Here is a 23,120-nt window from a genome sequence, read left to right as displayed (position 1 = left end):
GGCCGCGTCAGCGAAAGGGTGCCGCGCGTGAATGGTCCGTTGATCGTCCAGTCCGACAAGACCCTGCTCCTGGAGGTCGACCACGAGCAGGCCGACGACTGCCGTCGCGTCATCGCTCCGTTCGCCGAACTGGAGCGGGCGCCCGAGCACATCCACACCTACCGGGTGACCCCGCTGGGGCTGTGGAACGCGCGCGCCGCGGGGCACGACGCCGAGCAGGTCGTGGACGCGCTGGTGCAGTACAGCCGCTACCCGGTGCCGCACGCGCTGCTGGTGGACATCGCCGAGACGATGGACCGGTACGGGCGGCTGACCCTCAGCAAGCACCCGGCGCACGGGCTGGTGCTGACCACGACGGACCGGCCGGTGCTGGAGGAGGTGCTGAAGTCCAAGCGGATCGCCCCGCTGGTCGGGGCGCGCATCGACCCGGACACCGTGGCCGTGCACCCCTCCGAGCGCGGGCAGATCAAGCAGACGCTGCTGAAGCTGGGCTGGCCCGCCGAGGACCTGGCCGGGTACGTCGACGGCGAGGCGCACCCGATCGAGCTGGCCGAGGACGGCTGGGCGCTGCGGCCCTACCAGAAGCAGGCCGTGGAGAACTTCTGGCACGGCGGCAGCGGAGTGGTCGTGCTGCCCTGCGGGGCCGGCAAGACCCTGGTCGGCGCCGGTGCGATGGCGCAGGCCCGGTCGACCACGCTGATCCTCGTCACCAACACCGTCTCCGCCCGGCAGTGGAAGCACGAGCTGGTGAAGCGGACCTCGCTGACCGAGGACGAGATCGGCGAGTACAGCGGGACGAAGAAGGAGATCCGGCCGGTCACCATCGCCACGTACCAGGTGCTCACCACCCGGCGGAAGGGCGTCTACCCGCATCTGGAGCTGTTCGACTCCCGGGACTGGGGGCTGATCGTCTACGACGAGGTGCACCTGCTGCCCGCGCCGGTCTTCAAGTTCACCGCCGATCTCCAGGCGCGGCGGCGGCTCGGGCTGACCGCGACGCTGGTGCGCGAGGACGGCCGGGAGTCCGACGTCTTCTCGCTGATCGGGCCCAAGCGGTTCGACGCGCCGTGGAAGGAGATCGAGGCGCAGGGCTACATCGCGCCCGCCGACTGCGTCGAGGTCCGGGTGAACCTGACCGACTCCGAGCGGCTGGCCTACGCCACCGCCGAGACCGAGGAGAAGTACCGCTTCTGTGCGACCACCGCGACCAAGCGGAAGGTCACGGAGGCGATCGTGCGCCGCTTCGCCGGGCAGCAGGTGCTGGTGATCGGCCAGTACATCGACCAGCTCGACGAGCTGGGCGAGCACCTGGACGCCCCGGTCATCAAGGGTGAGACGTCCAACGCGCAGCGGGAGAAGCTCTTCGACGCCTTCCGCGCGGGCGAGATCACGGTGCTCGTGGTGTCGAAGGTGGCGAACTTCTCCATCGACCTGCCGGAGGCGACGGTCGCGATCCAGGTCTCGGGCACCTTCGGCTCCCGCCAGGAGGAGGCGCAGCGCCTGGGCCGGGTGCTGCGGCCCAAGGCCGACGGCCACCAGGCGCACTTCTACTCGGTGGTCGCCCGCGACACCATCGACCAGGACTTCGCCGCGCACCGCCAGCGCTTCCTGGCCGAGCAGGGCTACGCCTACCGGATCATGGACGCGGACGAGCTGCTGGCGGAGGAAGGCTGACCGGTACGGGGTCATCGCGCGTACGTCCCGGACGGCGCGGGAGGGCGGCCGCCGCGAGCAGGGCGAGGCCCAGCAGCACATACGGCGAGGCCAGGGGCTGCTGCCACCACGGCAGGCGCAGATCCAGCTCGCCCGCGTGCGGCACCAGCCACAGGGTGCGGGCCGTGAAGCAGAGCGAGGTGAGCGCCGCCGCGCCGCGGTGCCCCTCGGCCAGCAGCACGGCGACCAGGGGGACGCACCACACCCAGTGGTGGGACCAGCTGATCGGGGAGACCAGCAGCGCGGTGAAGGCGGTGAGCAGCACGGCCCACCGCTCCCGGGGCGCCCGGCGGACGAGCCAGAGTCCGGCGGCGGCCACCGCGAGGTCCGGCAGCAGCCAGGCGAGGCCGGGCTCCGGGTCCCGCAGCAGGCGGGCGATCAGTCCCTGGAGGGACTGGTTGTCGACGATCCACAGCTTCCCCACTCGGTCGGTCTCGAAGACATGGCGGGTCCAGTAGGCGACGCTCGCGCCGGGCTGGGCGAGCAGGCCCACGACGACGGTCGCGGCGAAGGCCGCCGTCGCGGTGGCCGCCTCGCGTCCGCGTCCGCGCAGCAGCAGATGGACGACGAAGAGGCCGGGGGTGAGCTTGATGCCGGCCGCGAGGCCGATCGCGGCTCCCCGGCCGCGCGCTCCGGGCGGCCGGGTGAGGTCCCACAGCACGAGGCAGGCCAGGGCGAGGTTGATCTGGCCGTAGCGGAAGGTCTGGAAGACCGGTTCGCACCACAGGGCGAGCGCGGTCGCGGTGCACAGCAGCGGCCACCCGGCCGCCCGGCCCGCGAGCCGCGCGGACAGCTGGACCAGCCGGCCCAGCAGCAGCGCGTTGCCCGCGAGGAAGACCAGCTTCAGCACCGGGGCGGGCAGCAGGGCCGTGGGGACGAACAGCACGGCCGCGAAGGGCGGGTAGGTGGCGGGCAGGCGCCCGGCGGTGACCGCGAAGCCGTACAGATCGCGGCCGTGCAGGACGGCCGCGCCCTCGGCCCGGTACACCAGCGCGTCGGGCATCGGCAGCCGCAGATGGGCGAACACGGCCGCCAGGGCGAGGAAGGAGGCGGCGAGGAGGGCCGGAGCAGCCGCCGTGTGTGACCGGAGGGCCACCGTCCGTTCTGTCACGGACCGACCCTAGTAGGTCACTTGTGGCGTATGCCCGCCTCCTCGCCGTACTCCCCGAGGATGATCACGTCGAACGCGGCGCCCGCGTACACCTTCACGGCGTGCAGGGCGTCGCCCAGGCGGTGGTGGTGGCTGCCTCGGACAGCCGTGGCACCGGCCGGGCGAGCGGCGGGTGCCGGATGGATGGTCGCTGCACTCATGACTCAATGGTGGATCTCGGAGGGCGTGGTCGGCATCGGTCTGCGGAGCCAACCTTCTTGCCCTCCGCGTACCCCTCTGGAGGGAGCACACCCCCTACACCGGACGGGCGACTCCCCCTAGGGGTCACCGGCAGAACCGGACATAGAACCGGACATAGAGGGACCGGGAGCGGGGCGGCGGGCCGGGGCACGGACGTCCGGCGGGAAAACGGTTGGCCTCCCTGGCGCCCGGCGCACTAGACTCTCCGCCCTTGCCCGCCTCCCCACGGAGTGCCGCCGGCCGGACGGAAACCGGACGGCAGATCCCGCGTGTCCGCGCCCCGCCGCACGGCGCCGCGCAGCGCGCACCGCGCCGCCCGTCCCCGCAGGTCCTCCGGAGGCACCGCCTTGTCGTCGTCCACGCCCACCGACCCCGCCGTACGTCCCGCGAGCACCCCCGCGGCCTCCGCCGCTGCCACCGCGCCCGCGGCGGACGATCCGCTCGGCCGCGAGCGGTCCCATCTGGCCGCCTCCCGCGCCGCCCTGCGGACCATGCGCGCGGACGTCGAGTCGCTCGACATCCGCGACGTCAGCGCGAACTGGGTCAACGCCGAAGTGCTCGCCCGCCAGATCGACGAGCGCATCAAGGCACTGGCCGACCTGAGCGACACCCCCCTCTTCTTCGGCCGCCTCGACTACCTGCACGCCCCGGGCGCCGACCAGGCAGAAGGGGCGGAGGGCGAGCGCTTCTACATCGGGCGGCGGCATGTGCACGACGCCGAGGGCGACCCGATGGTCATCGACTGGCGCGCGCCCGTCTCGCAGCCGTTCTACCGGGCGTCGAAGAAGGACCCGATGGACGTCGCCCTGCGCCGCCGCTTCGGCTACACCGGCGGCGACCTCACGGCGTACGAGGACGAGCACCTGTCCGACCCGGCCGACCCGGCGGGAGCCACGGTCACCAGCAAACTGCTCCAGCAGGAGATCGAACGCCCGCGCGTCGGTCCCATGCGCGACATCGTGGCCACCATCCAGCCCGAGCAGGACGAGATCGTGCGCTCCGGCCTGTCCGGCACCGTCTGCGTCCAGGGCGGCCCCGGCACCGGGAAGACCGCCGTCGGCCTGCACCGGGTCGCCTTCCTCCTCTACGCTCACCGCGACCGCCTGGCCCGCACCGGCACCCTCGTCATCGGCCCGAACCGCTCCTTCCTGCACTACATCGAGCAGGTGCTCCCGGCCCTGGGCGAGCTGGCCGTGCAGCAGGCGACCGTGGACGACCTGGTGGCCCACGCCGAGGTGCGCGGCACGGACGACGCGGCGGCGGCCCTGGTCAAGGGCGACGCGCGGATGGCCGAGGTGCTGCGCCGGGCGCTGTACTCGCACGTCACGCTGCCCACCGAGCCGGTCGTGGTGGTCCGCGGCTCCCGCCGGTGGCGCGTCGCGGCGTACGAACTGGAGGAGATCGTCAAGGAGCTGCTGGACCGGGGCATCCGCTACGGCGCCGCCCGCGAGGCCCTGCCGCAGCGCGTCGCGCACGCCGTGCTGGTGCAGATGGAGCGGGCGGGCGAGGCGCCCGACGACCGGGTGCAGGACACCGTGGCCCGCAACGCGGCGGTGAAGGCCGCCGTCAAGGCCGTCTGGCCGCCCGTCGACCCGGCCAAACTGGTGCTGCGGCTGCTCACGGACGCGGACTTCCTGGCCGCGCACGCCGAGGGAATCCTCACCGAGGAGGAGCAGAAGACGATCCTGTGGGCGAAGCCGGTGCGGTCGGTGAAGTCGGCCAGGTGGTCGGCGGCCGACACCGTGCTGATCGACGAGGCCACCGACCTGGTGGAGCGCACCCACTCCCTGGGGCACGTGGTCCTGGACGAGGCGCAGGACCTGTCCCCCATGCAGTACCGCGCGGTCGGCCGCCGCTGCACCACCGGCTCCGCGACCGTCCTGGGCGACCTGGCGCAGGGCACCACCCCGTGGGCGACCCGCACCTGGGAGGAGGCGCTGGCCCACCTCGGCAAGAGCGAGGGCGTGATCGAGGAGCTGACGGCCGGTTTCCGCGTGCCGACGGACGTCATCACGTACGCCTCCCGGCTGCTGCCGCACATCGCGCCGGGGCTCACCCCGGTCGCCTCGGTCCGCGAGAACCCGGGCTTCTTCCGGATCCGGGCGGCCGAGGGGGACACCGACGTGGTCGCCGCCTGCGAGGAGCTGCTGCGCCACGAGGGTTCGACCGGTCTGATCGCGGCCGACGCCCGGATCCCCGCCCTGGCCGACGCCCTCGCGGCGGCGGGCCTGAGCCACCTCTCCCCCGGCGAGGAGACGACGGCCGAGACCCGGCTCACCCTGGTCCCGGCCTCCCTGGCCAAGGGCCTGGAGTACGACTACGTGGTCCTGGACGACCCGCAGGCCGTGGTGGACGGCGAACCGGACGAGCGGACCGGCCTGCGCCGCCTGTACGTGGCGCTCACCCGTGCCGTCTCCGGTCTGATCGTCACCCACACGGCACCGCTCCCGCGGCAGCTGGCCTGAGCCGGCCGGCGGCCGCGCCGGTCCCCCGCCCCACGGCGGCGCGGGCCGCACCGGACAAGGGTGCGGCCCGCGCCGCCGTGCGCACGTGACGTCCCGTCCCGCGCGGAGCGCCCCGCGCCGGTCCGCCGTTCAGACCGCGAGCTGCTGCGCGCTCAGGCCGTCGAGGACCGAGCGCCACTGGGCGACCGCGTCGGCGCAGACCGCGCCGGACCAGCCGCCGGACCGGGCGGCGCCGCCGATGTGGAAGGCGTCGATCCCGGCGGTGCGCAGCGGCGGCACGTGCTCCAGACGCAGGCCGCCGCCGACCATGATCCGCTGCTCATAGCCGGGCTCCCCGGCGCGTGCCGCCTCGGCGACCAGAGTGGGCAGACCGTCGTCCACGCCGCCCGCCGCGCCCGCGGTCAGGTAGGTGTCCAGGCCCGGCAGCCCGTCCAGCTGCTTGCGCACGGCGTCGCGGTCGGCGGAGCTGTCGATGGCCCGGTGGAAGGTCCACGGGCAGCCGTCCAGCGCGGTGACCACGCGTTCCACGGCCGCCATGTCCACCAGGCCGTCCCCGTCGAGGAACCCGAACACGAACTCCCCGGCGCCCGCGGCCCGCAGGTCGCCGACCACCTCGGCCAGCCTGTCCACGCCCCCGGCCCCGCCCGAGGAGAAGCCGTCCGCGAGCCGCACCATCACGCGCAGCGGGATGTCGACGGCGGCGCGGATCGCGACGACGGTGCCCACCGGCGGGGTCAGCCCGTCGGCCGCCATGTCGGTGACCAGCTCGAGGCGGTCCGCGCCTCCGGCCTGGGCGGCGACCGCGTCCTCGGCGTCGAGGGCGATCACCTCCAGGACTGCACGCATGCTCATAGGACCCCTTTCCTCGGTTTCCCCTGGGGCTTGACAGGTCTAGTCCAATATCAGGGTACGCCGGATGGCGGCCCCGGCGCAGAACCGGTCACCCGAAGATGTTCAGCTCGGCCTGTTCCGCGCCCGCCAGCTCATAGCCCGAGGCGGGCAGCGGGCGGCCGGTGCAGAGCCGGACCAGGGTGGCCGCGTCCCCGATGTAGCGGGCCGGGGGACGCGCGGCGCGCACGTCACCGAGGCGCAGCGGCTCGTCGACGTCGTCCAGGTCGGCGTGGAGCGGCAGCCGGCGCTTGGTCCGGGTGACCCGGGCGAGCAGCGGAAGCGCGCAGGACAGGGCGGCTCCGGCGTACGCGCCCGGCGCACCGAAGGTCTCGCGCACATCACCGGCGTGCACCCACTCGCCCAGCGCGAGCCCGTCCAGCGCCCCGTCGGACCGGGCGATCACCGCACCCGCCTCCGTCATGCCGCGTTCCAGCTCGTCCACCACCCGGCCGTCCGTCCACTCCGCCCGCTCCGCGATGTCCCGCTCATTGCACTCTGGCGAGAACACGCCCTCCTCGAAACGATTCTCCACCACCCTGGTCAGCGCGGCGGAGCAGTGCGCGAGCACATCGCGCACCGTCCAGCCCGGACAGGCGGCGGTCGGCAGCGCGAAGTCCGCCGCCGGGCGCGCCCGCAGCAGCGGGATCAGCGCGTCCCGTTCCATGGCGAGCAGCCGTCCGGGCAGTTGCGGGTCCCGTACCTCGTGCAGGTCAGCAGAAGTCATGGCCCCCACGCTAGTGCCGCGACCGCAAAGGTTCACCGGCTCGCGACGCCCGGCACGGCACCAGGGGTTACGGCCGGTCCCGCGACGGGAGAATGAGCGCATGGCCGATCACGTCGACACCGAAGCCCTGCGCATCCGGTGGGCCCGCGCCCTGGAAGGGGCCCGCGGCCCCGCCGGCGGGCCGGACCCCGTCCCGTACGCCGACCGTCTGATCGCCCGCTGGCGCGAGCCGCAGCGGCGCTACCACACACTGACCCACCTCGACGCGGTCCTGGACCACGTCGACGTGCTGGAGGAGTACGCCGCCGCGCCGGACACGGTGCGGCTGGCCGCGTGGTTCCATGACGCGGTCTACCTGCCCGAGCGCTCCGAGAACGAGGAGCGCTCCGCCCGGCTGGCCGAGCGGGCGCTGCCGGAGGCCGGGGTGCCGGCCGGGACGACGGCGGAGGTGGGCCGGCTGGTGCGGCTGACCACCAGCCACGACCCGGCCGCCGACGACCGCGACGGCCAGGTCCTGTGCGACGCCGACCTGGCGGTCCTGGCCGCGCCCCCGTCCGCGTACGCCGCCTACACGGCCGCCGTCCGCGAGGAGTACCACTTCGTGCCCGCCGACGCCTTCCGCGAGGGCCGCGCCGCGATCCTGCGCCGCCTCCTCGGCCGGCCGCTGCTGTTCCGCACCCCTTACGGCCAGCGGCACTGGGAGGCGACGGCCCGCTACAACCTCGCCTCGGAGCTGGAAATGCTGTCGCTCTGAGGGCACCGCCGCCCCTACCCTGCGCCCATGGAGCCATGGGGTGGGGAACAGGTGGAGCGGGCCGTCGCCGATGCCGTCGCGATGCTGCGCACGGTGGTGGACCGCGAGTGGGACGGCGTACGCGCCGGACGGCTGGAGTGGGACTGCCGGCAGACGGCGGAGCATGTGGCGGGCGACCTCCTCGCCTACGCCGGGCAGTTGGCCGGGCGGGCGGCCGACGCGTACGTCCCGTTCGAGATCACCCTCGACGAGGGGACCGGCAACGCGGACGTGCTGGACGTGATCGTGGCGACCGGCGCGCTGCTCGCCTCGACCGTCCGCACCACCCCGGCCGACGTGCGCGCCTTCCATCCGTACCCCTTCCGCGGCGCGGACCGCGAGGGCTTCACCGCGATGGCGGTGGCCGAGGTGCTGCTGCACACCCATGACATCGCCGCCGGTCTGGGCCTCGTCCACGAGCCGCCCGCCGAGCTGGCCGAGGGCGTGCTCGAACGCCTCTTCCCGCATGTGCGGCCCGCCGAGGCCCCCTGGCCGACACTGCTGTGGGCCACCGGCCGCGGCGACCTGCCCGGCCGCGCGCCGGTGTCCGGGTGGCGCTGGATCAATCCGCCCGAGGTCGCCGCCGACCGCCTGGTCCTGCGCGGTGTCGTCCCCGCCGCCGCGCGCGATCTGGCCGCCGGGGGCGACGGCGGGTTCCGCTGGGTCGAGGACGGCCCCTGGCGCGGCACGCGCGAGGCCGCCGGGATGACCGTGAAGGCGTACGAGAGCGGGGTGCACCGGGCCGAGTGGGGCCTGTTCGTGCTGGTGCGGCGCGAGGACGGGCGCGCGGTCGGCGGCATGGGCTTCCACGGCGCGCCCGACGAGGACGGCTGCGCGGAGGTCGGCTACGACCTCGCGCCCTCCGCCCGCGGCCGGGGCTACGCCACCGAGGCGCTGCGCGCGCTGTCCGCGTGGGCGCTGGCACGTGACGGCGTACGACGGCTGATCGCGCTGATCGAGCCGGACAACGGCCCCTCGCAGCGCGTGGTGACCCGCGCCGGTTACCTGCCCGCCCAGGACGCGGACGGCCTGCTCGGCTTCGAACTGCTGCCCTGACCGGGCGGCTTCCCTGACCGGACGGCCGCCCGGCACGGCGGCCGCCCGGTACGGCACGGCACGGCACCGGCGGGACGGTGTCAGCAGATGCGCGTCGCCTCGGGCGAGTAGGTGCTGAGCGCGTCCAGCGAGGACCAGGTGTTCGGGCCGACGATGCCGTCCTGGGCGAGGTTGAAGCAGCCCTGGAACCTGACGACGGCGTTGCGGGTCAGCCCGCCGAAGACACCGTCCACCGCGAGGCCGGGACCGGACAGCGTCAGATTCAGCTCGCACTGGAGGGCCTTCACCGCGCTGCCGCTCGCGCCGTAGCTCAGCTCGGGCTCGGCGCTGGTGTACGTCCGGCCGCAGTACTCGTAGCTGTGGGCGGCGGAGGCGCTACCGGCGCCGGCCGCGGTCGCGCCGAGGACCAGGGCGGCCGTGGCGGCGAGCGTGACGAGTCTTCTGGGCATGAGGGCTCCCTTGTGCGTGGCTGGGGCTGCGCGGACCGGGGGATCCGAGGATCCGCGGTCAGACGTGAGGGCGGGCGTGAGGACGCGAGGGCGGGCACATGACCGGAAGGCGCCCTGGGGCCCTGAGGCCCTGAGACGTGAGCCGTGAGCCGTGAGCCGTGAGCGCCTCGCACGCTCGCGCGGGTGGTGACGGGGGGCGCATGACACCGCGTCACCGTCCGCCGTCGGCAGGACTGTTCCGCAGCGGGGACCGGCGGGCCATGGGCCGCCCGTCCCACGACGGGGCGCCCGGCGTCTCACGGCTCTGACCTGCTGTCATCCGGCGGCTGCCGGCGATCTCGGGACGAGTGGCGAGGGCGGCGGTGCACGGCCGCCGCCTCCGCGGTCCGCTCGCGCCGGCCGCGGGCGGCCCCGCAGGTCAGCGGCGGGATGCGTCCCAGATGGCGTCCCAGGACGCCGTTCGCACTGGTGGGACGGTGGTGCCGTGGCCAAGGATGGTCGTCGCCGGCCGGCACCCCCCACTCCTTCGTCCGTCCCTCCCGGGCCCGTCCCGGGACTTCAGGGAGAGAGTTCCCGTGCCCACAACGATCCTCCGCGCACCCGGACATGCGGGCGGCACCCGCGCCGCCGCGCTGGTGCTCGCCCTCGCCGCGGTCCTGGCCGGCCTGCTGCTCGGCCCGACGGCGGGGCAGGCCCACGCGGCGACCGACGTACGCCTGCTCCAACGCGACCTGGCCGGCCTCAGCTACGCTCCGCTCAGCGGGGTCGACGGCGTCTACGGAAGCCAGACCACGGAATCGGTGCGCCACTTCCAGCGCGACAACGGCCTGGACGCGGACGGCGACGCCGGACCCGCCACCCTCTCCGCGCTCACCGCGAAGGTGAAGCAGGTGCAGAGCAAGGCAGGCACCTCCGCCGACGGCGACTACGGCACCGCCACCCTCAGCGCGGTCAAGACCTACCAGAGCGCGCACGGCCTGGACGCCGACGGCATCGCCGGTCCCCTGACCATGGGCGCGATGAACATCGACCGCATCACCTCCAGCGGCACCGGAACCAACGCGGACACCAAGCTGCTCCAGCGCGATCTGGCGGGCCTCGGCTACCTGGCCGCGAACGGCGTCGACGGGATCTACGGCCCGGCCACCAAGGACGCCGTGCTGGCCTTCCAGAGCGACAACGCCCTGTCCGTCGACGGCATCGCCGGACCGCAGACCGACGCCGCGCTCTCCGCGAAGGTGAAGCAGGTGCAGAGCAAGGCGGGCACCCCCGCCGACGGCGACTACGGCACCGCCACCCTCGACGCGGTCAAGACCTACCAGAGCGCACACGGCCTGGACGCCGACGGCATCGCCGGTCCCCTGACCATGGCCTCCATGGGCATCGCCCGCGAGCTGGGCGGCGGCAGCCCCGGGGGCGAGAGCGGCGGCACGCCCACCGTCCCCCCGCTGTCCGGCAGCGCCCGGGACAAGATCGTCCAGGCCGCGCGCTCCCAGCTCGGCGTGCACGAGTGGGGCGCCAACTGCAACCCGTACGGCCCGTGCGAGGCGTGGTGCGCGCTGTTCGCCAGCTGGACCTGGCGGCAGGCCGGGATCAGCTTCAGCACCGCCTTCAGCGGCGACTTCTACTACTACGGACGCAACCACGGCACGCTGCACAGCGGCCTGAGCGACCCGCAGCCCGGTGACGCCATCGTCTTCGGCTCCGGCCCGCAGAACACCAGCACCAGCGTGCACGTCGGCATCATCGAGAAGGCCAACGCGGACGGCACCGTCGACACCATCGAGGGCAACTCCGACGACCAGGTGATGCGCCGCCACTTCGTCCCGGCCACGCGCGGCGCCTACGCGATCGTCTCGCCCGCCGGCGCCTGACCGCGCCTCCCGCGCCCCGCGCGGTTCCGTCCTCCGTCGCACCACCGAAGGGACCCACCCATGCGTCCGAAGCTCCTGGCCGCCACCGCCGGACTCCTGCTGATCACCGGCCTCGGCGCCGGACTCGGCGGCGCGACCAGCGCCTCCGCCGTCACCAGAGGCAACTACTGCGGCACTTACACCCTCGCCGAGCCCCAGGTGGCCTACGGCGACACGGGCGACGCCGTCAAGGCCGTGCAGTGCGCGCTGAACCGCAGCGTGCGGGGCACGAACCTCGCCGTGGACGGCATCTTCGGCAACCAGACCCACGACGCGGTCGTCAGGTTCCAGGGCTGCGCGGGTCTTTCCCAGGACGGCATCGTCGGCCCGAAGACCTGGCGACAGCTGGACATCTGGAGCGACTGGGACACCCAGGCGATCTGGATCTGCTGACCGGCCCCTCCTCACCCGGCCGGCCCCCGGGCGCGGCCCCGCTCCTCTCGGAAGGAACTCGTCCCACCATGAGCAGATTCCGCAACCGCAAGACCGCCACCGCCCTCTCGCTCGCCCTGGCCGCGGCCGGTTCGCTGCTGCTGGCGGCGCCCTCGGCCCAGGCCGGTGAATACCTCGATCCGTGCCTCAACTCGGTCGGCGGGCGCACCTCGCCCAACGGCGTCTGGACCATCCCCGCCCGCAACTTCGCCCAGGGCTCGTCGGGCGTGTGCGTGAAGGAGCTCCAGTTCGACCTCGGGTCGACCATCGGGCTCGACCCCGCCGACGGACCCGGCTTCGTCGACGGGCTGTTCGGCCCGAAGACCGACGGCTACGTCCGCCGGTTCCAGCGCGCCCACGGCCTCCAGGCCGACGGCATCGTCGGCCCGCAGACCTGGCAGCTGCTCGTCCTGCTCACCACGGACTGATCCGCGGTGGCCAGGACGGACAGAGCGTCCCTGCGCGGGCGTTCGGCCGCCGTCGCGTGCGTGCTCGCCGCGGCGGCGGCGCTGGCGGGCGGCTCCGCGGCGCCCGCCAGTGCCGGCTGGGACGGCGAACTCCGCACCTGCAAGGCGCAGTACGGCTCCGAGCGGTACCTGGGCTGGGACATCCCCACGGTGGTCCTGGCCCGGGGCTCGACCGGAGTGTGCGTGCGGGAGCTACAGGAGGAGCTGGTGGAGGCGGGCGCGGTCACCGGCACCGACCAACCAGGATTCGTCGACGGCGACTTCGGGCCGAAGACGTACGCCGCGGTGGTCGCGTACCAGAGCCGGTACGCGGTCCCGGGCGGCGCCGACGGCGTCGTGGGGCGCAACACCTGGCACAGCCTGATCGCCCACGTCTACTACGAGTGACCGTACCGTCCGGCTCCCGGGCGGCTACGACGGACCTCGCCGCCGCGACGCGCGCCGCCATGGCAGCGTGTCGCGGCGGCAGTATGCTTCCTCTCGAATTTCAGGACCGGAGCACCGGGGCTGATTCGGGGGGCAGTTCCATCAACGGACCGGCGGGGGCGCCGGTCCGCCGCTGTGCCTTCGGTCCGTCCAGGTGGTCCATCAGCGAATGGGCCCGCAGTGAGCGAGAGCGACAGAGATCTCCCCGTATCCCCGTCTTCGCCGGATCCCGCAGCCGCGCTGCACGCGGAACTGCTGTCGCTGAAACAGCGGTCGGGGCTCAGCTACGCCCGGATCGGCACCCTCACCCACTACTCCAAGTCGTCCTGGGAACGCTGGATCAACGGGAAGCAGTTCCCGCCCCGCGGCGCGGTGGAGAGCTTCGCCGGGGCCGTGCGCACGGACGCGGGTCCGCTGCTGGAACTGTGGGAGCGGGCCGAACTGCCGCGCGCCGTCGCCGAACCCGGTCCGGAACCGGAACCGGAACCGGAACCGGAACCGGATCTCGCCGAGGGAGGAGGGGAATCGGCGGCATCGGAGCCGGGAACTGAGGCAGAGCCCGGAGCTGAGGCGGCCGGGCCGGAAACAGAGGCGAAGACAGAGGCCGAGCCCGGGACGGCCGGGCCGGAAGCAGAGACGGACGCCGAGTCCGGGGCGGCCGAGCCGGAAGCAGAGACGGACGCCGAGTCAGGGGCTGCCGAGCCGGAGGCAGGCGGTGCACCGGCCTCCCACCCCGTCGCGGATTCCGTCCGCGGGCCCCGGCGGTGGCGGTCGGCGCGGCTGATCGGTGCCGTGGCCGCGGCGTGCGCGGTGCTGGCGGCCGGGGCCTTCGCGGCCGTCCACTACGCCACGGACCGCTCGGGCGGCGGGGCGGACACCGGCAGCGGGAGCACGGCCGACACCGCCATGTCCGCGTACGCCGACCCGGTCGGCTGCACCCGGGCCGGCTGCACGGCCAAGGACCCGGCGGCCATGGGGTGTTCACGGGACGGGCAGACGCTCGCCCTGATCCGCAACGAGGAGATGGTGATCGAACTCCGCTACAGCAGGGCGTGCGGCGCGGCCTGGGGGCGGATCACCTACGCGAAGCCCAAGGCGGTCGTCGACGTGAACAACTCCGAGGGCACCAGCGAGGCCAGCCCGGTGCACTGGGGCAACGACGTGTACTCCCCGATGACCGAACTGAGCGGCACCCAGACGGCCTGGGCGTGCGGCACCCAGCCGGACGGCAAGAGCCGTACCTGCACCGTGCACAGCCCGGTGCCCGCCGCGCACTGACGCCGCCGGGCGGCGGCCGAGCGGCACGGCCCCCGGATCAGAGGAGCCGCGGATCAGACGGGGCCGTGCCGCTTGCGCCGCCGCAGCCCCGAGGCGTGCAGCAGCCGCACCACCTCGCGGCTGCCGACCTCGACCGCTCCGGCGGCCACCGCGTCCGGGTAGCGGTGGGCGGGCAGGTCGTAGTGGTCGCGCTCGAAGGCGCGCTCGGGCACGCCCAGGGCGGCGGCGAAGCGGTGCAGTTCGGCGTAGGAGTCGTCGCTGACCAGGTGCGACCACAGACGGCCGTGGCCGGGCCAGGACGGCGGGTCGATGTAGACGGTCACGACGACGGCTTCCCGCCGAACGCGCGGGCCAGCGCGCCCACCGGCGCGACCTTCACGCCCGCCTGCGCGCACACCCAGTGCGGGTCGGGGCCGAGTTCGGGTTCGACGTCCAGCGCGTGCGGGTCGCCGTAGCCGCACACCGGGCACAGCGGCCAGCGGCCGTACCGCTCCAGCAGGGCGTCCTGGACGTCCTGCGCGACCAGCCCGGCCACGTACCGGGCGCCGTCCGGCCACTGCTCCACCCACCAGCGGCGCTGGACGACGGACTCCTCCACCAGCGAGACGACGTCCGCGTCGGCGACCTCACCGGCGACCAGATCGGCGAGGACCAGGGCGCGCGCGGCGTGCAGGGCCTGCTCCAGGGGGCTGAGGGATTCCATGGCTCCATTGTGCGCATCCGGGCCGCCGGAGTGCGCGGGTGCGCCGTCGCGCACTCTTGACCGCGCACCGGACAGAAAATATCTTTCATATGTGACCCAGGACGTGAAGGAAATTTTCGCAGGCTCGGGCACCCCCGCGGGCCTGGCCCCGCCCGCGCCCGCCGCCCTCGCCGCCAAGGTGCGCACGCTCGCGCCGTCCATGACCCGCTCCATGCAGCGCGTCGCCGAGGCCGTGGCGAACGACCCGGCCGGCTGCGCCGCCCTGACCGTCACCGGCCTCGCCGAGCTGACCGGCACCAGCGAGGCGACCGTCGTACGGACCGCCCGGCTGCTCGGCTACCCCGGCTACCGCGATCTGCGCCTCGCGCTCGCGGGCCTCGCCGCCCAGCAGCAGTCCGGCCGCGCCCCCGCCATCACGACCGACATCGCGGTGGACGACCCCATCGCCGACGTCGTCGCCAAACTGGCCTACGAGGAGCAGCAGACCCTCGCCGACACCGCCGCCGGACTGGACACGGTCCAGCTCGGCGCGGCCGTCGCCGCCCTGGCCGGGGCCCGCCGCACCGATGTGTACGGCATCGGCGCCTCCGGCCTGGTCGCCCAGGACCTCACCCAGAAGCTGCTGCGCATAGGGCTGATAGCGCACGCGCACAGCGACCCGCACCTGGCCGTCACCAACGCGGTGCAGCTGCGTTCGGGCGACGTGGCCATCGCGATCACCCATTCGGGTTCGACGGGTGACGTGATCGAGCCGCTGCGGGTGGCCTTCGAGCGCGGTGCGACCACCGTCGCCATCACCGGCCGCCCCGACGCGCCCGTCAGCCAGTACGCCGACCACGTGCTGACCACCGCCACCTCCCGGGAGAGCGAGCTGCGCCCGGCCGCCATGTCCTCCCGGACCAGTCAACTGCTGGTCGTGGACTGCCTGTTCGTCGGCGTGGCACAGCGGACGTACGAGACGGCGGCGCCCGCGCTCGCGGCGTCCTACGAGGCCCTGGCGCACCGGCACAGCCCACGCGGCGGATCCCAGCGCTCCTGACCGGCCGCTCCGGGCCGCGCACCACTGAGCCGGTCCCCGGCCTCGGCCCCGGATCCCGGCCCGGACCGGCCCCGCGCCCGCACTGCCGGCACCGCACGCGTCGCCCGCACCGCCGGTCCGGCGCACCCTCACCGCACCCGCACCCGCACCGCACGCACGGAGAGAGCCACCCCTCATGACCTCCACCTCCCCCTCCCCCTACGGCCGGCTGCGCGCCGAGCTGGAGTCGCTGACGACCGAGGCGTTCCGTCCCGAGCTGTCCGAGATCGACCGGCTGCCCACGCTGGAGATCGCCCGGCTGATGAACGCCGAGGACACCGCCGTGCCCGCCGCCGTCGCCGAGCGGCTGCCGCAGATCGCCGCCGCGATCGACGCGGTGGCCGAGCGGATGGCGCGCGGCGGCCGGCTGATCTACGCGGGCGCGGGCACGGCCGGGCGGCTCGGGGTGCTGGACGCCTCCGAGTGCCCGCCCACCTTCAACACCGACCCCGCCCAGGTCGTCGGGCTGATCGCGGGCGGCCGTGAGGCGATGGTGACCTCGGTCGAGGGCGCGGAGGACTCCCGGGAACTGGCCGTGGAGGCGCTGGACGCCCTCGGCCTGACCGCCGACGACACGGTGGTCGGCATCTCCGCCTCCGGGCGGACCCCGTACGCGATCGGCGCGGTCGAACACGCCCGCGCGCGGGGCGCGTTGACGATCGGCCTGGCCTGCAACGCGCACAGCGCGCTGGCCGCCGCGGCCGAGCACGGCATCGAGATCGTGGCCGGTCCCGAACTCCTCACCGGCTCGACCCGGCTGAAGGCGGGCACGGCGCAGAAGCTCGTCCTGAACATGCTGTCGACGATCACCATGATCCGGCTGGGCAAGACGTACGGGAACCTGATGGTCGACGTGCGCGCCTCCAACGAGAAGCTGCGCGCCCGTTCGCGCCGCATCGTGGCGCTGGCCACCGGGGCGCCGGACGAGGAGATCGAGCGGGCGCTGACGGCCACCGACGGCGAGGTGAAGGACGCCATCCTGGTGCTGCTCGCCGGGGTCGACGGACCGACGGCGGCCCGTCTGCTCACGGAGTCGGGCGGCCATCTGCGCGCCGCGCTTGCGGCACCGGACGCACGCGGCCCGGAGACCGGCCGCGGCGTCCCCGCGGTCTAGGGTCTGTCCGAAGACTCGATGCCCCGGCCCCGCCCCGGGGCCCGGTGCCGATCTAGGACGCGATCTGACCTATACCGGCCCTACCGTGGTGCACGCACGAGGAACACGGGACAGGACACCACGGACACCACGGAGGGCCGGCCATGACCGAGAACACGCAGAACGAGACCGCGCGCACCGACCGGACGGCCGTCACCGGCGAACGCGCGGACCTGCTGGCGGCGCTGGCCAAGCAACGCCACTTCCTGACCTTCCCCGCCCGCGGCCTCACCGACGAGGAGGCCGGGCGGCGCACCACGGTCAGCGAACTGTGTCTGGGCGGCCTGATCAAGCACGTCACCGCGGCCGAGCGCGCCTGGACGGCCTTCATCGAGCAGGGCCCCTCCGCGATGCCCGACTTCTCCGCGCTGACGGAGGCGGACTTCGCCCGGCGGGCCGACGAGTTCCGCATGCTGCCCGGGGACACGCTGGACGGGGTGCTGGCCGCGTACGCGGAGGTGGCGCGCAGGACGGACGAGCTGGTCGCGTCCCTGCCCGACCTGGACGCCGACCACCCGCTGCCCAAGGCGCCCTGGTACGAGCCCGGCGCGCGCTGGTCGGCCCGCAGGGTGCTGCTGCACATCATCGCGGAGACCGCGCAGCACGCCGGGCACGCCGACATCGTCCGCGAGGCCCTGGACGGCGCGAAGAGCATGGGCTGAGGCCGAGGGGCCGGCGCCCGGGGCCGGTGAGGTGTGCGACGCTGGCCGGTATGAACCACGCACAGCTCACCGCTCTCGGACGGGCCCTGCGGGTGATCGGGGAACACGGTGAGGAGCTGACCTCCGACACCCCGGCCGCGCGGCTGCACGAGGTGAAGGCGGATCTGCGGCGGGCGCTGGACCTGCTGGAGGAGAGCGTCTCGCAGGACCGGCCCTCGACGCGGTGCGCCGAGCATCCGACCGGGCCGGTCGACGAGGACGCCCCCGACCTGTGCCTGCTGTGCGAGACCCGCCGCCGCGCGGCCCGCCGCGACCGGTACGACGGCGGCTCACGCCCCACCTCCGGGCCGGGCTCCGGCACGGCCTCCTCCCGCTACGGCGTCCGCGAGGACCGCCCGCAGCCCCAGCAGCGCTGGCTGCCGGAGCTGTGGAACGGCCGGGAGTGGCAGCTGTGCGGCACCCCGCGCCGGGACCGGCGCGAGGCGGAGCTGTTCGTCGCGGCCCAGCGGCGCGGCCCGCACGCGGCGGCGGCCTACCGCCTGGTGCACGAGTTCACCGACTACGAGGTGGTGCGCACCTGGGGGACGCCGGTGCGGGTGGACATCGAACCGCTGGGCAACCTGTGAGGCGCCCCGGGGGCGGTCGGCCGGACAGGCCCTAGTTGTATTGATCACGAGCGTTGTTGACGCGCGTGGGTGCTTGATCATGGCGAAGACCTCCGGTGTGGTGGAGCTGTCTAGGACCGCACCACACGGAGGTCTTCGTGTCCCACCGTAATGCCCGGCTGACCGTTCACGGCAGGCGGCTGCTCGTCGAGCGTGTCCGCTGCGGCCGCCCCGTCGCGCACGTCGCCGCCGAGATGGGCGTCTCACGCGCCACAGCCCACAAGTGGATCCGCCGCTGGCGTACCGAGGGCGAGGCCGGCCTCGCCGACCGCTCCAGCAGGCCCCGAACCACCCCGCACCGCACGCCGGCCGCCGTCGAGGCCCGGGTGTGTCACGAGCGGCAGGTCCGCAAGCTCGGTCCCGCACGGCTGGGGCCGGTCCTGGGCCTGCCCGCCTCGACCGTGCACCGGATCCTGGTCCGCCACGGCCTGAACCGGCTGGCCCACCTGGACCGGCCCACCGGACAGCTCATCCGCCGCTACGAACGCGACCGGCCCGGCGAGCTGCTCCACGTGGATGTCAAAAAGCTCGGCCGCATCCCCGACGGCGGCGGCCACAGGGTACTGGGCCGCCAGGCCGGCCGCGCCCGCCGCAGCAACATGGGATTCGACTACATCCACTCCGCCGTCGACGACCACTCCCGCCTGGCCTACAGCGAGGTCCACCCGGACGAGAAGGCCGTCACCTGCGCCGGCTTCCTGCGGCGGGCCGCAGTCTTCTTCGCCACCTGCGGCATCACCCGCATCGAACGCGTCCTGACCGACAACGCGTGGCCCTACCGCAAGAGCTTCGCCTGGCGGCAGGCGCTGGACGATCTCGGCGCGGCCGGCAAGCTCACCCGCGCCTACCGGCCGCAGACCAACGGCAAGGTCGAACGCTTCAACCGCACCCTGCTCGACGAATGGGCCTACCAGCGGCCCTACACCAGCAACACCGAACGCACCGACGCCCTGACAGACTTCCTGCACACCTACAATCACCACCGCTGCCACACCGCACTCGGAGGCAAGCCCCCAATCAGCCGTGTGAACAACGCTGCGAGTCAATACACCTAGTTAGCCCTTCGGTCCGACCGCCTCGGTACCGGCGGCCCGCGCCGCCGGGTCCGCCGCGGCCGGGGCGCCCGGGGCGGGGGCGGTGCGCCGGCCCGGGATGAAGGCGGCGATGACGAAGCCGAGCAGGGCGGCGCCCGCGCCCAGCGCGAGGACGGTACGGAAGCCGTTCTCCGAGGGCAGCGCGTAGGGGCCGAACCGCGTGGTCAGATGGGCGAGGACCACACCGGCGACGGCGCTGGCGGTGGAGGTGCCGATGGACCGCATCAGCGTGTTGAGGCTGTTGGCGGCGCCCGTCTCGGAGGCGGGCACGGCGCCCATGATGAGGGTGGGCATCGCCCCGTAGGTGAAGCCGATGCCCGCGCTGATGACGCAGGGCGCCAGGACGAAGTGCCAGACCTGGTCCATCAGGACGATGTTCAGCAGATATCCGGCGGCCACGATGAGGGCGCCGGTCATCAGGGTCACCTTGGCGCCGCGGGCCCGCGACAGGGCCGCCGAGAACGGGGCCACCGCCATCATCACCAGTCCGGAGGGCGCCATGACCAGGCCGGTGGCGAGCAGCGACTTGCCGAGGCCGTAGCCGGTCTGCGAGGGCAGCTGGAGCAGCTGCGGGATGACCAGGGACATCGAGAACATCGCGAAGCCGATCGCGATGGAGGCGAGGTTGGTCATCAGCACCTGGCGGCGGGCCGTGGTGCGCAGGTCCACCAGCGGTGCCTGGACGCGCAGTTCGAAGGCGCCCCAGGCGAGCAGGATCACCACGGCGGCGGCGAGCAGGCCCAGGGTGGAGCCGCTGCCCCAGCCCCAGTCGGCGCCCTTGGAGACCGCGAGCAGCAGGCACATCAGGCCCGCCGCCATGCCGAGGGCGCCCACGGCGTCGAACCGGCCGCCGGAGCGCACCTTCGACTCCGGTACGAGCAGCAGCACGAGGACCGCCGCGACGGCGCCCAGGACCGCCGAGGCCCAGAAGAGCATGTGCCAGTCGAAGTTCTCGGCGATGACCGCGGCGGCGGGCAGGCCGAGGGCGCCGCCCACACCGAGCGAGGCGCTCATCATCGCGGTCGCCGAGCCGAGCCGCTCGGCGGGCAGTTCGTCGCGCATGATGCTGATGCCGAGCGGGATCACCCCGGAGGCGAGGCCCTGGAGGGCACGGCCGACGACCATCGGGGCAAGGGAGTCGCTGAGCGCGGCGACGACCGAGCCGGCCACCAGCATGACGAGGCTGAGCAGCAGCATGCGGCGCTTGCCGTACATGTCGCCGAGGCGGCCCATGACGGGGGTCGCGATGGCCGCGGCGAGCAGCGTGGCGGTGACGACCCACGCGGCGTCCGACGCGGAGGCGTGCAGCAGCTTCGGCAGCTCCGAGACGATCGGGATCACCAGGGTCTGCATCAGCGAGACCACGATGCCGCCGAAGGCCAGGACGGCCACGATGGCGTTGGGTCTGGGCAGGGCCTCGGCAGCGGTGGGCCGGGCGGGTGCGTCGGACATGGAAGAGGTCTCCGGGAGGGCAGGGGTACTTGACTCAAGCAACCATAATTCGACTTGATTGACTTAAGCAAGCTAAATCGGTGGCCGCCGACGGCCACCATGGGGTGGTTCGCCGGTCTGCCTATGCTCAGGCGCATGGCACTGGAATGGGAACAGATCATCGTCGACTCCGCCGACCCGGTCGCTCTGGGGCGCTGGTGGGCCGAGGCTCTCGGCTGGGTCGTGGTCGACGAATCCGAGGAGATCATCGAGATCCGGCCCGAGCCGGACCGGATGCCGGGCCTGCTCTTCGTGCCTGTCCCCGAGGGCAAGACGGCGAAGAACAGGCTGCACCCCGACTTCCGCCCCGACGACCAGGAGGCCGAGGTCGCGCGACTGCTCTCCCTCGGCGCCCGGCGCGCCGACACCGCGCAGGACGGGCAGCACTGGGTCACCCTCCTCGACCCGGAGGGCAACGAGTTCTGCGTCCTGAGCGAGCGCAGGAGCTGAGCGGGGACGCCGTCGAAGGACACAGGGACCGGCTGCGACCGCCTACGGCCGGCGGGTCCCGGCCGCAGCCGGCCGCCCCGGAAACGCCCGAGGGCGGCACCCCCTGGAGACAGGGGGTGCCGCCCTCGGCAGGGACGGGCTGATCCGCGGGCGGATCAGAAGTCCATGTCACCGCCCGGCATGCCGCCCGGAGCGGCCGCGGCGGCCTTCTCCGGCTTGTCGGCGATGACGGCCTCGGTGGTGAGGAACAGCGCGGCGATCGACGCGGCGTTCTGGAGCGCGGAGCGCGTCACCTTCGCCGGGTCGATGATGCCCTCGCCGACCAGGTCGACGTACTCGCCGGTCGCGGCGTTCAGGCCGTGGCCCGGGGTCAGGTTGCGCACCTTCTCCACCACGACACCGCCCTCGAGGCCGGCGTTGACGGCGATCTGCTTCAGCGGGGCCTCAAGAGCCAGCTTGACGGCGGCGGCACCGGTGGCCTCGTCGCCCTCCAGCTCCAGCTTCTCGAACACCTGGGAGGCCTGGAGCAGGGCCACGCCACCACCGGCGACGATGCCCTCCTCGACGGCCGCCTTGGCGTTGCGCACGGCGTCCTCGATGCGGTGCTTGCGCTCCTTCAGCTCCACCTCGGTGGCGGCACCGGCCTTGATGACGGCCACGCCGCCCGCGAGCTTGGCCAGGCGCTCCTGGAGCTTCTCGCGGTCGTAGTCGGAGTCGCTGTTCTCGATCTCGGCGCGGATCTGGTTGACCCGGCCGCCGACCTGCTCGGAGGAGCCGGCGCCGTCGACGATGGTGGTCTCGTCCTTGGTGATGACCACCTTGCGGGCCTTGCCCAGCAGGTCGAGGGTGGCGTTCTCCAGCTTGAGGCCGACCTCCTCGGAGATGACCTCGCCGCCGGTCAGGATGGCGATGTCGCCGAGCATGGCCTTGCGGCGGTCGCCGAAGCCCGGGGCCTTGACGGCGACGGACTTGAAGGTGCCGCGGATCTTGTTGACGACCAGGGTCGACAGGGCCTCGCCCTCGACGTCCTCGGCGATGATCAGCAGCGGCTTGCCCGACTGCATGACCTTCTCCAGGAGCGGGAGCAGGTCCTTGACCGAGGAGATCTTGGAGTTGGCGATGAGGATGTACGGGTCCTCCAGCACCGCCTCCATGCGCTCCATGTCGGTCGCGAAGTAGGCGGAGATGTAGCCCTTGTCGAAGCGCATGCCCTCGGTGAGCTCGAGCTCGAGCCCGAAGGTCTGCGACTCCTCGACGGTGATGACGCCTTCCTTGCCGACCTTGTCCATGGCCTCGGCGATCAGCTCGCCGATCTGGGTGTCGGCGGCGGAGATGGAGGCGGTGGAGGCGATCTGCTCCTTGGTCTCGACCTCCTTGGCCTGGTCGAGCAGGGCGGCGGAGACGGCCTCGACGGCCTTCTCGATACCGCGCTTCAGGGCCATCGGGTTGGCACCGGCGGCCACGTTGCGCAGGCCCTCGCGGACCAGCGCCTGGGCCAGCACGGTCGCGGTGGTCGTACCGTCGCCGGCGACGTCGTCCGTCTTCTTGGCGACTTCCTTGACCAGCTCGGCGCCGATCTTCTCGTACGGGTCCTCGAGCTCGATCTCCTTGGCGATGGAGACACCATCGTTGGTGATCGTGGGGGCGCCCCACTTCTTCTCGAGGACGACGTTGCGACCCTTGGGGCCGAGCGTCACCTTGACGGCGTCCGCGAGCTGGTTCATGCCGCGCTCGAGGCCGCGCCGCGCCTCCTCGTCGAACGCGATGATCTTGGCCATGTGAAGTGGTCCCTCCAGGACTGGGGGTGATTCCTTCGGACCGCGCCCGCGCCCGCGACGGACGGCTCGCCGACCTCGTGGTTCCTTG

General features: G+C 73.4%; 24 protein-coding genes. 15 read left to right on the top strand and 9 right to left on the bottom strand.

The features are described 5' to 3' along the window. The first annotated feature begins 27 nt into the window (after positions 1 to 27). Positions 28 to 1,674 carry a DNA repair helicase XPB gene (locus R4Z62_RS18955; RefSeq protein ID WP_064533773.1) on the top strand — a complete coding sequence of 549 codons (1,647 nt, stop codon included), beginning with the start codon at positions 28 to 30 and terminating at the stop codon, positions 1,672 to 1,674. Here R4Z62_RS18955 and R4Z62_RS18950 read toward each other — a convergent pair. Together R4Z62_RS18950 and R4Z62_RS18945 are read right to left on the bottom strand one after the other, a co-directional pair. Beyond that, complete coding sequence (locus R4Z62_RS18950) at positions 1,637 to 2,824, bottom strand: glycosyltransferase 87 family protein (protein ID WP_491520402.1); 1,188 nt, start codon at positions 2,822 to 2,824, stop codon at positions 1,637 to 1,639. The two genes, R4Z62_RS18955 and R4Z62_RS18950, sit on opposite strands and share 38 nt — an antisense overlap. A gap of 17 nt (positions 2,825 to 2,841) precedes the next feature. After that, positions 2,842 to 3,024 (bottom strand): hypothetical protein, encoded by a 183-nt coding sequence (locus R4Z62_RS18945; RefSeq protein ID WP_018567065.1) that lies wholly within the window; start codon positions 3,022 to 3,024, stop codon positions 2,842 to 2,844. A 387-nt stretch (positions 3,025 to 3,411) separates the two neighbouring features. On the opposite strand from R4Z62_RS18945, the gene R4Z62_RS18940 reads away from it, so the two are divergent. Continuing rightward, positions 3,412 to 5,529, top strand: coding sequence for a HelD family protein (locus R4Z62_RS18940; RefSeq protein WP_491520401.1), 2,118 nt, complete (start codon positions 3,412 to 3,414; stop codon positions 5,527 to 5,529). A gap of 129 nt (positions 5,530 to 5,658) precedes the next feature. On the opposite strand, the gene R4Z62_RS18935 is transcribed toward R4Z62_RS18940, so the two are convergent. Continuing rightward, positions 5,659 to 6,381 carry a copper homeostasis protein CutC gene (locus tag R4Z62_RS18935; protein WP_064533775.1) on the bottom strand — a complete coding sequence of 241 codons (723 nt, stop codon included), beginning with the start codon at positions 6,379 to 6,381 and terminating at the stop codon, positions 5,659 to 5,661. An 88-nt stretch (positions 6,382 to 6,469) separates the two neighbouring features. After that, positions 6,470 to 7,144 carry a maleylpyruvate isomerase family mycothiol-dependent enzyme gene (locus R4Z62_RS18930; protein WP_173860843.1) on the bottom strand — a complete coding sequence of 225 codons (675 nt, stop codon included), beginning with the start codon at positions 7,142 to 7,144 and terminating at the stop codon, positions 6,470 to 6,472. Positions 7,145 to 7,244: 100 nt separating this feature from the next. Between R4Z62_RS18930 and R4Z62_RS18925 the strand changes: the two genes are divergently transcribed. Both R4Z62_RS18925 and R4Z62_RS18920 read left to right on the top strand, forming a co-directional pair. Then, entirely contained in the window at positions 7,245 to 7,898 is a 654-nt protein-coding gene (locus R4Z62_RS18925; protein ID WP_064533777.1) for an HD domain-containing protein, read from the top strand. A 51-nt stretch (positions 7,899 to 7,949) separates the two neighbouring features. Beyond that, entirely contained in the window at positions 7,950 to 8,993 is a 1,044-nt protein-coding gene (locus R4Z62_RS18920; protein ID WP_064533778.1) for a GNAT family N-acetyltransferase, read from the top strand. A gap of 80 nt (positions 8,994 to 9,073) precedes the next feature. Here the strand turns inward: R4Z62_RS18920 and R4Z62_RS18915 are convergent, their stop codons facing one another. After that, entirely contained in the window at positions 9,074 to 9,442 is a 369-nt protein-coding gene (locus tag R4Z62_RS18915; protein WP_064533779.1) for a peptidoglycan-binding domain-containing protein, read from the bottom strand. 575 nt (positions 9,443 to 10,017) lie between these two features. Between R4Z62_RS18915 and R4Z62_RS18910 the strand changes: the two genes are divergently transcribed. From R4Z62_RS18910 to R4Z62_RS18890, 5 genes are all read left to right on the top strand, one after another. Continuing rightward, entirely contained in the window at positions 10,018 to 11,316 is a 1,299-nt protein-coding gene (locus tag R4Z62_RS18910) for a peptidoglycan-binding protein (RefSeq protein WP_382849646.1), read from the top strand. A gap of 60 nt (positions 11,317 to 11,376) precedes the next feature. Further along, complete coding sequence (locus tag R4Z62_RS18905; RefSeq protein WP_355485435.1) at positions 11,377 to 11,748, top strand: peptidoglycan-binding domain-containing protein; 372 nt, start codon at positions 11,377 to 11,379, stop codon at positions 11,746 to 11,748. Between the two features lie 68 nt (positions 11,749 to 11,816). Next, positions 11,817 to 12,215 carry a peptidoglycan-binding domain-containing protein gene (locus R4Z62_RS18900; RefSeq protein ID WP_385499915.1) on the top strand — a complete coding sequence of 133 codons (399 nt, stop codon included), beginning with the start codon at positions 11,817 to 11,819 and terminating at the stop codon, positions 12,213 to 12,215. Between the two features lie 6 nt (positions 12,216 to 12,221). Next, positions 12,222 to 12,641, top strand: coding sequence for a peptidoglycan-binding domain-containing protein (locus R4Z62_RS18895; protein WP_385499913.1), 420 nt, complete (start codon positions 12,222 to 12,224; stop codon positions 12,639 to 12,641). Positions 12,642 to 12,860: 219 nt separating this feature from the next. Next, the gene (locus R4Z62_RS18890) at positions 12,861 to 13,958 is read left to right on the top strand and encodes a DUF2690 domain-containing protein (protein WP_491520400.1); all 1,098 of its coding nucleotides are present in this window, start codon (positions 12,861 to 12,863) and stop codon (positions 13,956 to 13,958) included. 53 nt (positions 13,959 to 14,011) lie between these two features. Here R4Z62_RS18890 and R4Z62_RS18885 read toward each other — a convergent pair whose 3' ends face one another. Together R4Z62_RS18885 and R4Z62_RS18880 are read right to left on the bottom strand one after the other, a co-directional pair. Further along, positions 14,012 to 14,281, bottom strand: coding sequence for a DUF4031 domain-containing protein (locus R4Z62_RS18885; RefSeq protein ID WP_355485429.1), 270 nt, complete (start codon positions 14,279 to 14,281; stop codon positions 14,012 to 14,014). Further along, positions 14,278 to 14,661, bottom strand: a complete 384-nt coding sequence (locus R4Z62_RS18880) for a DUF8819 family protein (protein ID WP_064533786.1) — start codon at positions 14,659 to 14,661, stop codon at positions 14,278 to 14,280. The genes R4Z62_RS18885 and R4Z62_RS18880 overlap by 4 nt, the downstream gene beginning before the upstream one ends. Before the next feature lie 91 nt (positions 14,662 to 14,752). Between R4Z62_RS18880 and R4Z62_RS18875 the strand changes: the two genes are divergently transcribed. The 5 genes from R4Z62_RS18875 (at position 14,753) to R4Z62_RS18855 (ending at position 19,274) form a co-directional block, all read left to right on the top strand. Further along, positions 14,753 to 15,700, top strand: coding sequence for a MurR/RpiR family transcriptional regulator (locus R4Z62_RS18875; protein ID WP_018567056.1), 948 nt, complete (start codon positions 14,753 to 14,755; stop codon positions 15,698 to 15,700). Between the two features lie 175 nt (positions 15,701 to 15,875). Further along, positions 15,876 to 16,853, top strand: coding sequence for an N-acetylmuramic acid 6-phosphate etherase (gene murQ / locus R4Z62_RS18870; protein WP_355485426.1), 978 nt, complete (start codon positions 15,876 to 15,878; stop codon positions 16,851 to 16,853). A 143-nt stretch (positions 16,854 to 16,996) separates the two neighbouring features. Next, the gene (locus tag R4Z62_RS18865) at positions 16,997 to 17,554 is read left to right on the top strand and encodes a DinB family protein (protein WP_064533788.1); all 558 of its coding nucleotides are present in this window, start codon (positions 16,997 to 16,999) and stop codon (positions 17,552 to 17,554) included. A 50-nt stretch (positions 17,555 to 17,604) separates the two neighbouring features. Next, positions 17,605 to 18,180 (top strand): hypothetical protein, encoded by a 576-nt coding sequence (locus R4Z62_RS18860; protein WP_491520399.1) that lies wholly within the window; start codon positions 17,605 to 17,607, stop codon positions 18,178 to 18,180. 137 nt (positions 18,181 to 18,317) lie between these two features. After that, entirely contained in the window at positions 18,318 to 19,274 is a 957-nt protein-coding gene (locus tag R4Z62_RS18855) for an IS481 family transposase (RefSeq protein WP_491520398.1), read from the top strand. Here the strand turns inward: R4Z62_RS18855 and R4Z62_RS18850 are convergent, their stop codons facing one another. After that, on the bottom strand, positions 19,275 to 20,765 hold the full coding sequence (locus R4Z62_RS18850; RefSeq protein WP_064533790.1) for an MFS transporter: 1,491 nt from the start codon (positions 20,763 to 20,765) through the stop codon (positions 19,275 to 19,277). Positions 20,766 to 20,900: 135 nt separating this feature from the next. Here R4Z62_RS18850 and R4Z62_RS18845 point away from each other — a divergent pair, with 135 nt between their 5' ends. Next, positions 20,901 to 21,254: a VOC family protein gene (locus tag R4Z62_RS18845; protein ID WP_216826771.1), complete on the top strand. Its 354-nt coding sequence runs from the start codon at positions 20,901 to 20,903 to the stop codon at positions 21,252 to 21,254. A 155-nt stretch (positions 21,255 to 21,409) separates the two neighbouring features. Here the strand turns inward: R4Z62_RS18845 and groL are convergent, their stop codons facing one another. Beyond that, a complete protein-coding gene (groL, locus tag R4Z62_RS18840; RefSeq protein ID WP_018567050.1) occupies positions 21,410 to 23,032 on the bottom strand; it encodes a chaperonin GroEL in 1,623 nt (540 codons plus the stop codon). Between the last annotated feature and the right edge of the window lie 88 nt (positions 23,033 to 23,120).

It is taken from the genome of Streptomyces sp. PL-25, assembly GCF_058344915.1.
The sequence above is the reverse complement of the archived record's forward strand: the minus strand, read 5'-3'. Positions and strand labels throughout refer to the sequence as shown.

Coding starts and splice junctions, on each gene's coding strand:
- R4Z62_RS18945 (WP_018567065.1), bottom strand. CDS start 3,024: ATGAGTGCAGCGACCATCCATCCGGCACCCGCCGCTCGCCCGGCCGGT.
- R4Z62_RS18935 (WP_064533775.1), bottom strand. CDS start 6,381: ATGAGCATGCGTGCAGTCCTGGAGGTGATCGCCCTCGACGCCGAGGAC.
- R4Z62_RS18930 (WP_173860843.1), bottom strand. CDS start 7,144: ATGACTTCTGCTGACCTGCACGAGGTACGGGACCCGCAACTGCCCGGA.
- R4Z62_RS18925 (WP_064533777.1), top strand. CDS start 7,245: ATGGCCGATCACGTCGACACCGAAGCCCTGCGCATCCGGTGGGCCCGC.
- R4Z62_RS18915 (WP_064533779.1), bottom strand. CDS start 9,442: ATGCCCAGAAGACTCGTCACGCTCGCCGCCACGGCCGCCCTGGTCCTC.
- R4Z62_RS18905 (WP_355485435.1), top strand. CDS start 11,377: ATGCGTCCGAAGCTCCTGGCCGCCACCGCCGGACTCCTGCTGATCACC.
- R4Z62_RS18900 (WP_385499915.1), top strand. CDS start 11,817: ATGAGCAGATTCCGCAACCGCAAGACCGCCACCGCCCTCTCGCTCGCC.
- R4Z62_RS18880 (WP_064533786.1), bottom strand. CDS start 14,661: ATGGAATCCCTCAGCCCCCTGGAGCAGGCCCTGCACGCCGCGCGCGCC.
- murQ (WP_355485426.1), top strand. CDS start 15,876: ATGACCTCCACCTCCCCCTCCCCCTACGGCCGGCTGCGCGCCGAGCTG.
- R4Z62_RS18865 (WP_064533788.1), top strand. CDS start 16,997: ATGACCGAGAACACGCAGAACGAGACCGCGCGCACCGACCGGACGGCC.
- R4Z62_RS18860 (WP_491520399.1), top strand. CDS start 17,605: ATGAACCACGCACAGCTCACCGCTCTCGGACGGGCCCTGCGGGTGATC.
- R4Z62_RS18850 (WP_064533790.1), bottom strand. CDS start 20,765: ATGTCCGACGCACCCGCCCGGCCCACCGCTGCCGAGGCCCTGCCCAGA.
- R4Z62_RS18845 (WP_216826771.1), top strand. CDS start 20,901: ATGGCACTGGAATGGGAACAGATCATCGTCGACTCCGCCGACCCGGTC.
- groL (WP_018567050.1), bottom strand. CDS start 23,032: ATGGCCAAGATCATCGCGTTCGACGAGGAGGCGCGGCGCGGCCTCGAG.